This window comes from Pseudoalteromonas sp. 3D05, assembly GCF_002723455.1.
Taxonomy (GTDB): Bacteria; Pseudomonadota; Gammaproteobacteria; order Enterobacterales; family Alteromonadaceae; genus Pseudoalteromonas.
The window spans coordinates 188067-203994 of sequence record NZ_PDUS01000002.1 but is presented as its reverse complement, the minus strand read 5'-3'; the positions used below and the strand labels follow the sequence as shown (position 1 = coordinate 203994).

Sequence of the window (15928 nt, the reverse complement as noted above, 5' to 3'; positions counted from 1 at the left end):
GGTTAGAATTTACCTGACTCCACACAATTAAATTGCTGTACACATATTCTATCCAGTAAGGGTAGTAATAGATTAAGGAACATACAATGACACGAAATGAAGGGCAAGCCTCGGTTATCTTAGATAATGTCTGCAAGCTGATCCAGAAAAAAGTTCACGCTGATAATGTGTTACTCGTTGAGAAATTCGCCAAAGCCTTGTACAGCAATATGTCTAAAGAGGATTTGGCAAATCGCAATGATAGTGACTTATATGGCGCTGCACTAAGCCTATGGAATTCGCTAGAAAAAAATACCTCTGATAATGCGGTCATCCGTGTTTTCAATCCTGAAGTAGCTAAAGATGGTTGGCAGTCATCGCATACAATCGTTGAAATTATTGCTAAAGACATGCCGTTTTTAGTTGATTCTGTTCGTATGGCTATGAGCCGCGCAAACATTGCATCTCACTTACTTCTGCATTCTCCATTAAAAGTTAAACGCAATAATGAAGGTCAAATTGCTGCAATCTCAAACCTAAAAGCAGATCAAGAATCAACTTCTACAAAAACTGTTTTCTTTATTGAGATTGACCGCCAAACAGACTCTGATGTTATTGATTCGTTCAAACGAGAGCTAGAATCAGTTTTGGTTGATGTGTCTACCGCTGTAGAAGATTGGCAACCAATACGCGAGAAACTTATTGCTGTAAGTAAAGAGTTACCAGACAGAAAACAGCACACCAACGAAATTGAAGTTGCAGAAACTGTTGAGTTTTTAGATTGGCTGGTAAAAGATAACTTTACTTTAATGGGATACCGTCAATACGACTTACAACCCGTTCAAGGTGATTACCAGTTAAAAGGTAAAATGGAAACAAGCCTAGGCTTGATGAAAAACGTAACAGACGATCACACTCGTTTATTGTCAGAGTTACCTGAAGTTGCACGCCAAGAAGCACGTAGTAGTAATTTACTGATTCTAACTAAAACGAATTCTCTTTCTCGTGTACACCGCCCAGCCTATATTGACTATGTGGGTGTGAAGCGTTTTGACGACGAAGGTAATGTAATAGGTGAAGACCGTTTTATCGGATTATTCTCATCTAGTTTTTATAATAACAGTGCCGCTGATGTTCCTGTTTTAAAAAGTAAAATAAACCGCATAATGGAAATGTGTGATTTTGCCCAAGGCACTCATGCATATAAAGCAGTATTAAATATTTTAGAAACTTATCCACGTGATGAATTAGTACAAGCACGCGAGAGTGAACTTCTTGAAGTCGCAATGGGTGTACTTCAAGTACAAGAGCGCGATATGTGTCGCCTTTTTGTGCGTAAAGATGCCTATGGCCGCTTTTTCTCATGCATGGTTTATGTTCCTCGTGAACGATATAACACCGCACTTCGCCGTGAAACACAAACTATCTTAGCTAATGCATTTAATTCTGATGAAAAAGTTGAATTTACTACTTTCTTCTCAGAGTCTACCTTAGCCCGTACTCATTACACTGTGCGTGTAAATAACAACGATATCGAATTTAAAGTGAAAGACATAGAAAATAATTTAATCGAAGCGGCCCGCACATGGGAAGACAAACTCCAGTCTGCTCTTCTTGAGTCAGCAGGTGAGTCTCGAGGTAATGACCTTAACCGTAAATACAGCAACTCTTTTGCCCGTTCATACAAAGATGAAGTTTTACCAAGCGCAGCGGTTGTTGATATTGAAAAGCTTGAAATGCTTAATGACGAAAACAAGCTCGAAATGTTGTTTTACCGTCCTCAAGAAGAAGCTAACACAAATATTGTACGCCTGAGTTTATTCCATAAAGACGAGCCAATTCATTTATCAGATGTTATGCCAATGCTTGAGAACTTTGGCTTACGCGTTATTGGTGAAACTCCTTATTCTGTTAAGACTAACGATGGTCGTATCAATTGGATCATGGACTTCTCAATGCTCCTTGATAGCCAAGGCGTTGCTGATTTTGACAAGGTGTCGGCGCGTTTTCGTGCAGCATTAACTAATGTATGGGCTAACCGCCTTGAAAACGATGGTTTCAACCGCTTGGTTCTAATGGGTGGGCTGACAGGCCGTGAAGCATCAATTTTACGTGCTTATGCTAAGTATATGCGCCAAATCGGTGTAACATTCTCACAAACTTATATCGAAAGCACTTTTTCGAATTACCCACACATAGCAACGCAGATCGTTAATTTGTTTGCGAAAAAATTCTCAGTTAAAAGCCCTGCAAGTAGCAAGACACTGGATAAACTAATCTCGCAAATTTATCTTGAACTTGAAAACGTTGCTAATTTGGATGATGACCGTATCATTCGACTATACGTTGACATGATAATTGCAACGCTTCGTACTAACTACTTCCAAAAAGATGATACTGGCACGTTTAAGTCTTACGTATCATTTAAAGTACAGCCAAGCTTAATTCCAGATATGCCTTTACCTCTACCGGCATTCGAAATATTTGTTTACTCGCCACGTGTAGAAGGTGTTCATTTACGTGGTGGTAAAGTAGCGCGTGGTGGTTTACGTTGGTCTGACCGTCGTGAAGATTTCCGTACTGAAGTACTGGGTTTAGTTAAAGCACAACAAGTAAAAAATACTGTTATTGTGCCGGTTGGTTCTAAAGGTGGTTTTGTTTGTAAACAACTACCGACTGAGCGCGATGCGTTCTTTAAAGAAGGCCAAGAGTGTTACAAAATTTTCATTCGCGGTTTATTAGATATTACAGATAACATTATTCAGGGTGAGATTGTTCCTCCTAAAGATGTTACTCGTCATGACGAAGATGATGCCTACCTTGTTGTAGCTGCCGATAAAGGAACTGCAACCTTCTCAGATATCGCCAATGGCATTGCCAATGAGTATAACTTCTGGTTAGGAGATGCGTTTGCATCAGGTGGTTCAGTCGGTTATGACCATAAGAAAATGGGTATCACCGCAAAGGGTGCATGGGAGTCAGTTAAACGTCACTTCCGTGAAATGGACATAGATTGTCAATCAACCGATTTCACAGTGGTTGCTGTAGGTGATATGGCAGGTGATGTATTTGGTAATGGTATGCTTTTATCAAAGCATATTCGTTTACAAGTAGCTTTTAACCATATGCACATATTTGTTGACCCTACACCAGATTCTGCTACTTCATACCCAGAGCGCGAGCGTTTATTTAATTTACCTCGCTCATCATGGGAAGATTATAACAAAGACTTAATTTCTGCCGGTGGTGGCATTTTCTCTCGCGCAGCTAAATCAATTAGCTTAAGCCCTGAAATGAAGAAAATGTTGGGTACTAAAAAAGCGAGCATGACGCCAAATGAATTGATCAAAGCATCACTAATGATGGAATTTGATTTACTTTGGAATGGTGGTATCGGCACATACATTAAGAGTAGTGATGAGAGCGATGCTGATGTTGGTGACCGCGCGAACGACGCATTACGCATCAATGGTGCTGACTTAGGCGCTAAAGTATTAGGTGAAGGTGGTAATTTAGGTGCAACTCAATTAGGTCGTATCGAGTTTGCTGCTAAAGGCGGTCGTGTAAATACTGACTTTATCGATAACGTAGGTGGTGTTGCGTGTTCTGATAACGAAGTAAATATCAAGATTCTATTAAATGGCTTAGTAACTGCGGGTGATTTGACGCGCAAACAACGCGATGAGCTATTATATTCAATGACGGATGAAGTATCTGAATTAGTTCTTGATGACTGTTATCGCCAAACACATACACTCTCTATCACTCAGTCTAAGGGTTCTTCGACACTGAAAGAAAAAGTACGTTTTATTCATGCACTCGAAAAAGAAGGCAAGCTTAATCGTGCTATCGAATTTATCCCAACAGACGAAGAGCTAGCAGAGCGTGCAGCTGCGGGTAAAGATTTGACGCGTCCTGAACTTTCAGTTTTAGTGTCTTATTCAAAAATGGTTCTTAAGGAATCATTAGTATCAGAAGAAATTACTGAGAACCCTTACTACCGTCAATTGTTAGTTAACTCATTCCCAGTTCCATTACGCGAGAAGTTTAACGATGCAATGGATAATCATCCACTGCGTAAAGAAATTATTGCCACTAAATTAGCGAATAATATTGTTAATGATATGGGCTTGAACTTTATGATTCGTATGCAAGAAGAAACAGGTGCCAATGAAGCAGAAGTTGCACTTTGTTATTCTGTTGCAAACGAAGTGTTTGAAATGGATGAGACGTGGGAAGCAATCGTTGCGCTTGATAATAAGATCCCTGCGGCAGTACAAACAGAAATGTTGTATCAACTTCGCAGGACTGTTCGTCGTGCAACGCGATGGTTCTTACGCCATCGTAATAAGTCACAAAACATTGAACAAACAATTGCGTTCTTCGCGCCTACATTTAGTGACCTCAGTACTAATTTAAATGGCTACATGGTTGAGAAAGAAGGCGAGCGTTTAGTTAAAGCGGCAGACAAGCTGATTGAAAGCGGCGCGCCGGCTGACTTGGCTAAACGAATTGTTGCTCTTTCAAGTCTATTCTCAGTAATGGACTTAGCTGAAGTGGCTAATAATTCTGGCCGCAGTATCGACATGGTATCTAATACGTACTTTAAGCTTGGTGCTCGCATGGGTCTTCATTGGTTCCTTGACCAAATTACTAATCAACCTGTTGCTAATCATTGGCAAGCTCTTGCAAGAGCTTCTTATCGCGAAGAGCTTGATTGGCAACAACGTACATTATCGGAAGTTGTGCTTAACTGCTTTGAAGGCGATGATAAAAATGTTGATAGTCAAATTGACCAATGGATGGATAGTCAAGAATTACTACTTCAACGTTGGAAGCATATGCTTGCAGAGTTTAAAACATCGCAGAGTCATGACTTTGCTAAGTTCTCTGTGGCTTTACGTGAGTTAATGCTACTTAGCCATAACTGTGATACGTCAGCTAAATAACCCTTTTTGCACGCTTAGTAGTTTCTAGCGTGAAAATAATAAGTTAATAGCTTACAATACCCCAGCCTAGTCTGGGGTATTTTTTTATATAGAGGATTTTTTAATGTTTTATGATCTTGCTCGCCGTTTTATGTTCACCCGTGATGCGGAATGGGCCCATGAATTTGCATTACATAATTTGCGTCGCTTTTCAAACACACCATTTAGTGCAGCATGGTCACAATCAGTGGCAGATCACCCTGTAGAGTTCTTAGGTTTAAAATTTAAAAATCCAGTCGGTTTAGCAGCTGGTTTAGATAAAAATGCTGAGTGTATAGACGCTTTTGCTCAAATGGGCTTTGGCTTTATCGAGGTGGGAACTGTTACACCTAGGCCGCAAGCAGGTAACGACAAGCCTCGTATATTTCGTTTACCTGAATCGAATGCAATAATTAATCGCATGGGCTTTAACAACAAAGGCGTTGATAATTTAGTTAATAATGTAAAAGCAGCAAAGTACGATGGCATTTTGGGGATTAATATCGGTAAGAATAAAGATACCCCAAATGAGCAAGGTAAAGACGATTACATTCATTGTATGCGCAAAGTGTTCGAACATGCATCTTACATAACAGTTAATATTTCATCTCCTAACACACCAGGGCTTCGAGATTTACAATATGGCGAAGCATTGGACGATCTTTTGCAAAGTCTAAAAAACGAGCAGCTAGATCTAATTGCTAAACACAACAAGCAAGTCCCCATGCTAGTTAAAATTGCACCAGATTTGGATGAGGTTCAAATTGCTCAGGTGAGTGAGTCATTAATTAACAATAATATTGATGGTGTTATCGCAACGAACACTACGTTAGAGCGTGCTGCTGTTCAAGGTCAGCAATATGCGGATGAAGCAGGGGGGTTATCAGGGCTTCCTGTACGAGAGCGTTCAACTCATGTTGTCAAAGAGCTTAAACGCCTTACGCAAGGTAAATTGCCAATCATTGGTGTGGGTGGTATTGATGATGCAGCAAGTGCCAAAGAAAAGTTAGAAAGTGGTGCAGATTTAATTCAAGTATACACTGGTTTTATATACAAAGGTCCACCATTGGTAAAAACGATCCTTTCAGGCTTATAAGGATCAGTTATGTAAGCTTTTGATCATTCGATAAATGTTCTAATAGAATTTGGATTAAATGGTCAAAAGCAACTATAATTAATGGCTAAAGCATAAAAGGAGTCATTAGGAGCGCATGTTACAAGCATCAAAACAATGGAAATGGATAGCTTGTCCGAAACGAAATCGTTTGTTGGTTGACTTAAACCAAGAGATGCAATTGTGCACGCCTTATAAACTCCGTCAACTAACAGATTCTATTTTACAGCATTCAGAATTTAGCCTTGAAGATGCTGCCTTTTATCAACAAGTTTACCAATATCTTGACTCTTTTAATCTGTGGCAACCCGCAGAAATCTGTCAAATAGCGCTTAATGCAACTGCAGCAAAATACCATTTAAAGCCAATACTAGCCAAAAGTTGGTTTTTTGATACATACACAGGCAGTGAACCAAGCGTAGAGGCAATAATTAAGTTACAGTCTCGCCAACAATGCGGTGAGTTTTTAATTATTGAACATAATAAAGATGCCTCTTTGTGTATTTGTTTATCTGAGCACTTCCAATTAGATGAAAACCTTAGTTTGAATCAATTTGAGGTGATCAAGGTGCTCAACAATCGTGTCCACCCTATTTACACACAAGCCCAAAGCAGTATAACTGCTTAAGTAAATTTTACGCCTTCAACCCATAATCACGTGTTTGTCTGCCAACCTATGTTATAATCCCGCGCAATTAGCTACTAAGGGTTTTTACTTTGCAATTTATCGCGCTTACTTCTATCGGAATCGAAAATTTATTGGTTGATGAACTTACTGAGATTGGGGCTACAGTCACCAAACAAACAGTGGGTTCTGTGCGTTTTGACGCGGATACAACACTAGCACAAAAAGTGTGCTTAATGAGTCGTTTTGCCACTCGTGTCATGATGTTGATTGAAGAAAAAGAAGGCGTGAACGACAAAGATAGCCTTTATAAATTTGCCCGCTTCCAACCTTGGCAAGAGTGGTTCGGTCCAACTCAAACATTTGCTGTTGATTTTAACGGGACTAATGATTCATTAAAAAACACACAATTCTCTGGTCTTGTGATCAAGGATGCGATTGTTGATTATTTCAATGATTTATATGAGCAACGGCCTAACGTAGACAAGCAAGATGCTAACGTACGTGTTGTCGCGCGTTTATCTCGCCAAGGTGTTGCCATGTATATAGATTACTCAGGACCTCGCTTGTCTGAACGCGGTTACCGTGAAGGGCAAGGTAAAGCACCTATTAAAGAGCATTTAGCCGCGGCACTTATTAAGCGCAGTGGTTGGCTCGAGAACGTACAACAGCCTTTATTTGACCCATGTTGTGGTGCTGGTACCATTTTAATTGAAGCGGCTGGTATGGCACGTAATGAAGCGCCTGGTTTATTCCGAGAAGGGTTCGCTTTTGAAAGGTTACCAAGCTTTCGTGTTGCGAAATTCAACGCATTAAGAGAAGAGCTTATTGCTCAAATAACAGACCCTAAATTGTGGCTAATTGGTCATGATTATGACGCTCAAGTGTTAAGTAAAGCGGTTGATAACGCGAAGCGTGCAGAACTGGGCGATATTATTAAATTTAAGCAAAATGATGCCACAAAGCTGACATCCGTTGCGAAACTGCCAGGGGTAGTTATATCGAACTTACCGTACGGTGAACGTATAGGTTCAATGGCAGAGCTAGTTGATTTACATCGTAGTTTAGGCACGGGTTTTAAAAAGCATTTTAATAATTGGAAGCTTGCGCTGCTTGGCATGGATGAAAGCTTATTTAAGCTGTTAAAGCTCGTTAAGCTTAAACGCTATAAATTTAAAAATGGCCCGCTTGATGTGGTATTAAATTTATATCAGCTAGATGACAAACAAGTAAGCCAAACCACAGAAGATAAGCCTGCTCTTAATTTTGAAGGTTCAATGTCTTTTGCAAACCGTGTTAAAAAGAACAAGCAAGGTTTAAAAAATTGGCTCAAGCAAAATGATGTGCAAGCATATCGAGTTTATGATGCAGATATCCCAGAATATAACGTGGCTGTTGATGTATATGGTGACTCAGCGGTTATTTTTGAGTATGCAGCACCAAAAGAAATAGATGATGCAACAGCACATAAACGTCTACAAGATGTGATCACTTTAACTGCACAACAGCTTAAAATTGCACCAGAAAATATAGCCGTAAAAGTACGTAAAAAGCAAAAAGGGGAAGAGCAATATACCCCAATGGCTAAGCAAAATCGGACTCAAGTGATCGAAGAGTTTGGTGCAAAATTTAAAGTGAATCTGTTTGATTACTTAGATACGGGTTTGTTTTTAGATCACCGCTTAGCTCGTCGCTACATTCAACAAAATGCAAAAGACAAACGCTTTTTAAATTTATTTGCCTATACTGGCACGGCATCCGTGCATGCAGCCCTAGGTGGAGCTAAAGCAATTACGACTGTTGATTTATCTAAAACCTACTTAAAGTGGGGCCAGGATAATTTTGAACTTAACAATATTAGTAATACGCGCTACCGTTTTGAGCAAGCTGATTGTTTAAAATGGTTAGAATATGCAACAAGCCAATATGATTTGATATTTTTAGATCCACCGACTTTTTCAAACTCAAAGCGTATGAAAGACGCGTTTGATGTGCAACGTGACCATATTAAATTATTAACGTGGGTTAAAAAGATCTTAAGTCCTTCTGGTACTCTCATCTTTTCTAACAACAAACGTGGTTTTGCAATGGATGAAGTTGGTTTAATTGGCCTTGGCTTAAAAGCGGTTAATATATCTGAGAAGACACTATCGCCAGATTTCAAACGTAACAAACAAATCCATAATAGTTGGTTAATAACCCATGGTTAATTGGACGCTCTACCATACCGATGGCTGTCACTTGTGCGAAGAAGCGTTTGAACTTATTGAGCCACTGACAACCGATTCAGTCTCATTGCAACGTGTTGACATTATGAGTAGTGAACAGCTTATTGCTGAATTCCAACTAACAATCCCCGTTTTAAAAAGCGAACGCGGTCAACAGTTAAATTGGCCGTTTACTGCGTTACAAGTGCAGCAGTGTTTTTCGCAATCAGAATAAGAGTAAAGAGACAACATGGATTTAATTAGAATTTCAAAAGCGCAGTTAGCTTACGGCACACACCCTTTACTAGATGATGCAGATGCAGTCATCGAAACGGGTGAGCGAGTGTGTATCGTTGGTCGAAATGGCGCGGGTAAATCAACACTTTTAAAGGTACTTGATGGTCAAGTCATTTTAGATGATGGCGAAATTAACCAGCTTGGTGGCATCAAGATTTCTCGTTTAGAGCAAGATCCGCCAAAGGGTGCGAGTGGCACTGTTTTCGATTATGTTGCTCAAGGTATGCCAGATATTGCAAACTTACTGATTGATTATCACCATGTAAGCACGCAACTGCAAACTGATTGCACTGATAAACTACTCAATCAACTAGAGCGTTTATCAAATCAATTAGAGGCGGCGGATGGTTGGCGTTTTGATAGCCGCATTCAGCTTGTTCTCACTCGTCTAGAGCTTTCTCCTGAAGCAAAACTTGAATCGCTTTCTGGCGGTTGGTTACGTAAAGTTGCGTTAGCGCGTGCGCTTGTTAGTGAGCCTGACTTATTATTACTTGATGAGCCTACCAACCACTTAGACATGGACAGTGTTATGTGGTTAGAGCAATTTTTAAAAGAGTTTAAAGGCGGCATTGTTTTCATTTCTCATGACCGTGCATTTATTCGCGCTGTTGCGACACGCATCCTAGATTTAGATCGTGGTAAATTAATCTCATACCCTGGTGATTATGCGACATATTTAGAACAAAAAGCGCATGATTTAAAAGTTGAAGAAACACAAAATGCCCTTTTTGATAAGCGGTTAGCTGAAGAAGAGGCGTGGATCCGCCAAGGGGTAAAAGCACGTCGTACACGTAATGAAGGACGAGTGCGTGAACTCAAACAACTTCGCGTTGAGCGTAAGCAGCGAGTAGAGCAGGTAGGCAAGACTGACTTTAACATCGAAACTGCTGATAGATCAGGCAAGCTTGTATTTGAAGCAAAACATATTCACCATGCCTTTAAAGATAAAGTAATTGCTGATGACTTTTCTACATTAGTAATGCGTGGGGATAGAATTGGACTGGTTGGTCCAAATGGTATTGGTAAAACTACATTGCTCAAATTATTGTTTGGTGATTTAGCTGCGGATAGTGGTGATATTAAACAAGGCGTAAACTTAGAGTTTGCCTATTTTGACCAGTACCGTCAAAAGCTTGATGAAGAAGCAACCGTGCAAGATAACGTTGCTGAAGGTAAGCAAGAAGTGATGATGGGTGGCCGTTCACGTCATGTACTTGGCTACCTGCAAGACTTTTTATTCCCACCTGCACGTGCTCGTACCCCCGTTAAAGCATTGTCAGGTGGTGAAAAAAATCGGTTGTTGCTTGCTAAGTTATTCTTAAAACCATCAAACATTTTAGTACTGGATGAGCCGACGAATGACTTGGATATCGAAACACTTGAATTACTGGAAGATATAATTAATCAATACCAGGGCACAGTGCTAATTGTAAGCCATGACCGTGAGTTTATTGATAATACGTGTACCAGTGTTTGGGCATTTGAAGGTAATGGCAAAATCACCGATATTGTAGGCGGTTATAGTGATTATGAAGCTTATATACGCTACCTTGCTGATGAACAAAAAAAACAAACTGCTGCCCCTGTAAAAGCAGTTGAAAAACAAGTTACAAAATCACAAAGTAAAACAGAGAGCAAAGCGAATAAACTCTCTTACAAATTAAAACTTGAATTAGAACAATTACCCAGTAAGCTTGAGCAAATTGAAAATGCAATTGAAGATCAGCAAGTACTTGTAAACGACGCTGATTTTTTCAAACAAGATGCTGCAATCACTTCACAAGCATTGAACCATTTAGCGCAACTAGAGTCAGACCTTGAAGCTGCGTTAGAGCGCTGGGAAGAATTAGAAGATTTAAAGAATCAGTAGTAAGGACTAAAATGAAATATAAATTACTCGCTGCTAGTATATTAGCGACGATGAGCACGACAGCATTAAGTGCTACCTATAAGTTGACTGAGCTGGGTTCATTTGACGAAGCTAAACATACCTACGTGACAGATGTAAGTGAAAGTGGTCATGTAATTGGACTAGCAAATGGTTTATACAATCTTCCAATTGATATCAGTTATATAGATTTCACAGATAGTATAATTACAGATTTCTATGATGCAGCGGAAGCCAACTTTGAGCTCATTGATAAAGAAATTACATTTACATTAGATGATATCGAAAACAATAACGCAGTAGCTACAAACCCAGATGCGCATGCGTTTATGCATTCGTTTTTGAGAAGCGAAAGGGTAGTTAATAACAGCCAATACCAAAATGTCGGCAATTTAGCAGCACTTAGATACCCAGGTAATCAACAACCTGCTCAGGAACAATTATTTTTTGATATTGCATCCGTTGATTATGATGGAGTCACCCGCTCTGTAAATGCATTTTATAATGGCATTGCTGAAGACGGCACCTCTGTAGGTTGGGGAAGTGCACCCTTTGATAAACTGAAATTTACACCAGATGATGAAACAGAAGAGGAAACTCACTTTGTTCGTGATTTTATAAATCGTGCGGCAATCATATCTGACTCAGGTGTCGTATTTGAAATCCCCCCTGAATTTGATGAGTTTGGTGGTATCAGCGCAGCTAATGATATTGTTAAAACGGATGATGGATACGTTGTTGTTGGACAAACCTCAGTGGGTATTCCTAGTGATAGGCAAGAAGATATCGATGATGACTGTGATGGTTTAAATATACCTGTCAGCGCGTGTATTGAAAACTTATATCGCTCTTCATCCACACGCCTTTTCGACCTTCGAGCTGTAAAATGGACGTTAGACACAAGCTTTAACATTACAAGTACTGAGAAATTAGGTGTTGGTGTTACACCAGAAGACGATGAAAACTTTGCTTTCGTAAGTAATGCATTAGCTATTAATAGTAACGGTATTGCTGCAGGCACATCAGACATCCGTGACAATAGCCGCTCTAGCACAATTAGATCACTTCCGGTGTACTATAAAGACGGTAAAGTTGAAGAAATAGTGGATCAAGATGATGATTGGTTTGATGGCAAGTCAACGGCTATTAACAATAATAATATAGTCACGGGTTATGCACTTAGACCAATTGAAGGGGCTAATCGCTATAAGTTTTTCTATCACGATATTGCTACTGGCTCTACGGTTTTTCCAACTGATTTTTTTGGCAGCTCAAGTTCATATGCAAACGATATAAATGATAATGGTATTATTGTTGGTGAAGGTGAAACAGACGTATTTAATGTTGGTTCTCGCCGCCGTGAAGCGTTTATGTACCAAGTTGGTGATGATAAGATAACAAATATCAACGATTTACTGCCATGTTATGAAAGTGATGGTGAAACGCGTTACAAATACCTAATGTCTGAAGCCAAAGCCATTAATAACGATAATGAAATATTTGGTGTTGCAACTAAAACAGTTGAAAAAACAGATAGCCTAGGTGGAGTCGTTACAGACACTAATGGTGATATTGAGTATGAAAGCGTTGTGGTTGCAGTTAAGCTAACCCCAATTGAAGGTGAGATTGACAAATGTTCGGACGAAGAGACTGAAACGTATGAGCGTCAATCTGCCAGCTTCCCATGGTACAGCTTATTATTATTACCACTTGTTGGTTTACGCCGCTTATTAAAGTAGTAAACACGTTAAATAAATTAAAGGCACGCATGAAAGCGTGCCTTTTTTATTTATATTGAGTACTGTATCTGTTTAACGACTTAGCTCACCACGCAGGTTGTCTTGCATAAGATGGCGAATAGTTTCCACTTCAAGACTCTGACTTAATAAATAATGTAACTTGGTTAGACAGGCTTCAAGTGTCATATCATAACCACTAATGACACCACTGTTTAATAGCGCATTGCCCGTTGCATACCCACCCATGTTTACATGGCCTTTTAAGCACTGTGTGAGATTAACAATGATAATACCGCGTTTACTCGCGGTTGATAAGATTTCTAAAAATACGGGATCTTGAGGTGCATTGCCCACCCCAAAGCTTAACAAAACTAATGCTTTTATGTTGTCGTTAACCAGACTCTTTACCACTGCGTGGCTAATTCCTGGGTATAAATAAAGGACACCGATAGGTTGTGGTGTAATATTAGTCACTTGTAGCGCGTGTTCAACATATGGACTTAGTTGGCCTTTCAATAATTGAATATTGATCCCTGAGAGAGCCAGTGGATCAAGGTTTGGTGAAGCAAATGCATCGAAACCATCTGCATGCGCTTTTGTCGCTCGATTACCTCTGAATAATTGATTATTAAAAAATAAACTAACTTCTGCGATTGGGTAGTTTGCAGCTAGGTACATAGCATTCAATAAGTTTACTTGGCCGTCAGAACGTAATTGCGATAAAGGAATTTGTGATCCCGTTACTATTACTGGCTTGGTAAGGTTTTCAAACATAAAAGAAAGTGCAGACGCTGTATAAGCCATTGTATCTGTGCCATGAAGGACAACAAAGCCATCGTAATCGTGGTATTTAGTTTTAATATCATCTGCGATTAGCTGCCAATGGGTAGGTGACATATCTGACGAATCGATTAGTGGAGAATATTCGTGAATATCAAATAGCGGCATTTCATCACGGTTAAATTCTGCGTTGTTGACCACTGTTTGAGTTAAAAAACCTTCCGCAGGGATATAGCCGCGACTTGATTTTTTCATACCGATGGTACCACCAGTATATGCGATGTATATGCGTTTGCGTTTCATAAAAAAGCCCAGTAAAAAAACTGGGCTTAGTATAACCTGTGAGGTTAAAGAATACAGGTGTTGTTGGTTAAATTACTTGATCACATCACACACAATACAACGAGAATATATATTCTGTGGGTCATTGTAATCTTTAAGGTTATTTACCTCAGTGTTAAATTGATTGATAAGTGAGTTAACGCCTACCTTATCTGCAATAAGACTGCCGGTAGTGCTATTACCGATAAACGATTTAACCATCGCGCTGCCAAAGATATCTTGCAGCATTTGCTCTTGAGGAGAAAGGCTTTGTTTAACTGTTTTAACCTCGTAAAAGTCTAATTTAGCTAAAGCAGCTGCTGCTTCAATTGCATCTTGTTTGTTGCCTAGCTTATCTACTAAACCCAGTTCAAGTGCTTGTGAAGCTATCCAAACACGCCCTTGTGCGATTTTGTCTACTTGCTCTGGTGTCATATCACGGGCATCAGCAACAACATATAAAAAGCGTCTGTATGCATCTTCAACACTCAGTTGGATCACCTGCGCCATCTTTTCATTAAGTGGACGCGTGATTGATAAGCCAGCCATTTCAGTGGTAGCAATGCCGTCAGAGTATATACCTAGCTTAGCCATGGTGTTTTCAAAAGTCATAAAACTACCAAATACACCAATAGAACCTGTAATTGTACTAGGTGCAGCCCATATTTCATTAGCGGCAGAGGCAATCCAATAACCACCAGATGCTGCAACCGAACTCATTGATGCAATAACAGGTTTACCAGCGGCTTTAATTGCAAGTACTTCGGCACGAATTACTTCTGATGCGAACATACTGCCGCCACCTGAGTCGATGCGTAATACAACCGCTTTTACTTTGTCATCTAAACGAGCTTTACGTAATAACGCAGCGGTTGAATCACCACCGATCTCTCCAGCACGTCGTTCGCCATCAACAATAGTACCTCTTGCCACAACCACCGCCACTTTTTCAGTGATTGGGTTATCAAATTGAACAGGGGGCTTAACAAGAGTCAGATAATCGTAAAAAGAAACTTGATTAAATGTTTTCCCTGTTTCTTCAGCGCCAACTAAATCAATTAACTGCTGTCTTATTTGTTGATTAGATTTGAGTGAATCTACCCATTGATTTTCTAAAGAGTACTTACCAGAGTCACCATTGACGGCTTGCATTTTAACTAATAATTCATCCATCGTTTCATCAAAATTTGACTCATCAAATGGGCGAACAGCAGCCACATCTTGTTTATATTCTTGCCATAAAGCACCTAACCATACTCTGTTTGCTTCTTTCGCTGCATCAGACATGTCATTACGAATAAAAGGCTCAACGGCTGACTTGAATGTGCCCACTCTAAAGATATGCTGTGTAACGGCGAGTTTCTCTAAGGCATCTTTAAAGTACAATGGGAACATGCCATAGCCTTCGATTGCTACACCACCATATGGGTGCATTGTGACTTCATCAGCATGTGCAGCAATGTAGTATTGAGCTTGGGTATAGTAATAACCCGTTGAGATTACTTTTTTGCCGGTAGCTTTAAAACGCTCAATAGCCTGTGTTATTTGTTTAAGCTTATTAAGATGCGCGTTAGGCATTTTTTGAAGATCGAGTAAGATAATGCTGATACGCTCGTCATTAGAGGCTTCATCAATGACGGTGATGATATCATCAAGCAAAATTTCAGCTGGAACCTCATTACCCATAGTTGCGTCATTTATCGCAGCCTCAACAGGGTCTACGTAGGTTTTTTCCTCAACTATTGGACCGTTAAGGTTAAGCCTAAGCACAGATTTGTCAGCCACCGTTATTTCATCTTCGTCACTGGTAATTGAAAGAAAAAATACAATTACAAGTAACACGAATAAAAAGTTTAGAACTAAGCGGCGAGAGAAATTTAACCCTGCCCAAAGACCTTTAAATATCTTTGCTATCAAAATAAATCCTTAATTTGGTACACCTTATTACTCAGCTTATAGTAGCCCAGAACGAAAATAAACTTAACTGTTAAATCGTAACTAAGTGTTTATA

The 15928-nt window shown here is 39.6% G+C and carries 9 protein-coding genes; 7 read left to right on the top strand and 2 right to left on the bottom strand.

The annotated features are described in order from the left end of the window. The first annotated feature begins 86 nt into the window (after nucleotides 1-86). The 7 genes from CSC79_RS03220 (at nucleotide 87) to CSC79_RS03190 (ending at nucleotide 12816) form a co-directional block, all read left to right on the top strand. Nucleotides 87-4928 carry an NAD-glutamate dehydrogenase gene (locus CSC79_RS03220; protein ID WP_099293990.1) on the top strand — a complete coding sequence of 1614 codons (4842 nt, stop codon included), beginning with the start codon at nucleotides 87-89 and terminating at the stop codon, nucleotides 4926-4928. Between the two features lie 103 nt (nucleotides 4929-5031). Continuing rightward, complete coding sequence (gene pyrD / locus CSC79_RS03215; protein ID WP_099293987.1) at nucleotides 5032-6042, top strand: quinone-dependent dihydroorotate dehydrogenase; 1011 nt, start codon at nucleotides 5032-5034, stop codon at nucleotides 6040-6042. A 115-nt stretch (nucleotides 6043-6157) separates the two neighbouring features. Further along, a complete protein-coding gene (locus tag CSC79_RS03210; protein ID WP_099293984.1) occupies nucleotides 6158-6688 on the top strand; it encodes a cell division protein ZapC domain-containing protein in 531 nt (176 codons plus the stop codon). An 89-nt stretch (nucleotides 6689-6777) separates the two neighbouring features. After that, on the top strand, nucleotides 6778-8895 hold the full coding sequence (gene rlmKL / locus CSC79_RS03205) for a bifunctional 23S rRNA (guanine(2069)-N(7))-methyltransferase RlmK/23S rRNA (guanine(2445)-N(2))-methyltransferase RlmL (RefSeq protein ID WP_099293982.1): 2118 nt from the start codon (nucleotides 6778-6780) through the stop codon (nucleotides 8893-8895). Beyond that, nucleotides 8888-9127, top strand: coding sequence for a glutaredoxin family protein (locus CSC79_RS03200; protein WP_099293978.1), 240 nt, complete (start codon nucleotides 8888-8890; stop codon nucleotides 9125-9127). The genes rlmKL and CSC79_RS03200 overlap by 8 nt, the downstream gene beginning before the upstream one ends. Nucleotides 9128-9142: 15 nt before the next feature. After that, nucleotides 9143-11059: an ABC transporter ATP-binding protein gene (locus tag CSC79_RS03195; protein WP_099293976.1), complete on the top strand. Its 1917-nt coding sequence runs from the start codon at nucleotides 9143-9145 to the stop codon at nucleotides 11057-11059. Nucleotides 11060-11070: 11 nt separating this feature from the next. After that, entirely contained in the window at nucleotides 11071-12816 is a 1746-nt protein-coding gene (locus CSC79_RS03190; RefSeq protein ID WP_099293972.1) for a DUF3466 family protein, read from the top strand. A gap of 72 nt (nucleotides 12817-12888) precedes the next feature. Here CSC79_RS03190 and ansA read toward each other — a convergent pair whose 3' ends face one another. Beyond that, entirely contained in the window at nucleotides 12889-13899 is a 1011-nt protein-coding gene (ansA, locus tag CSC79_RS03185; protein WP_099293969.1) for an asparaginase, read from the bottom strand. A 72-nt stretch (nucleotides 13900-13971) separates the two neighbouring features. Continuing rightward, the gene (sppA, locus tag CSC79_RS03180; protein WP_099293967.1) at nucleotides 13972-15834 is read right to left on the bottom strand and encodes a signal peptide peptidase SppA; all 1863 of its coding nucleotides are present in this window, start codon (nucleotides 15832-15834) and stop codon (nucleotides 13972-13974) included. Between the last annotated feature and the right edge of the window lie 94 nt (nucleotides 15835-15928).

What these genes read in the sequence shown, in the direction of transcription:
- CSC79_RS03220 (WP_099293990.1), top strand. Translation starts at nt 87, where the DNA reads ATGACACGAAATGAAGGGCAAGCCTCGGTTATCTTAGATAATGTCTGC.
- pyrD (WP_099293987.1), top strand. Translation starts at nt 5,032, where the DNA reads ATGTTTTATGATCTTGCTCGCCGTTTTATGTTCACCCGTGATGCGGAA.
- CSC79_RS03210 (WP_099293984.1), top strand. Translation starts at nt 6,158, where the DNA reads ATGTTACAAGCATCAAAACAATGGAAATGGATAGCTTGTCCGAAACGA.
- CSC79_RS03200 (WP_099293978.1), top strand. Translation starts at nt 8,888, where the DNA reads ATGGTTAATTGGACGCTCTACCATACCGATGGCTGTCACTTGTGCGAA.
- CSC79_RS03195 (WP_099293976.1), top strand. Translation starts at nt 9,143, where the DNA reads ATGGATTTAATTAGAATTTCAAAAGCGCAGTTAGCTTACGGCACACAC.
- CSC79_RS03190 (WP_099293972.1), top strand. Translation starts at nt 11,071, where the DNA reads ATGAAATATAAATTACTCGCTGCTAGTATATTAGCGACGATGAGCACG.
- ansA (WP_099293969.1), bottom strand. Translation starts at nt 13,899, where the DNA reads ATGAAACGCAAACGCATATACATCGCATATACTGGTGGTACCATCGGT.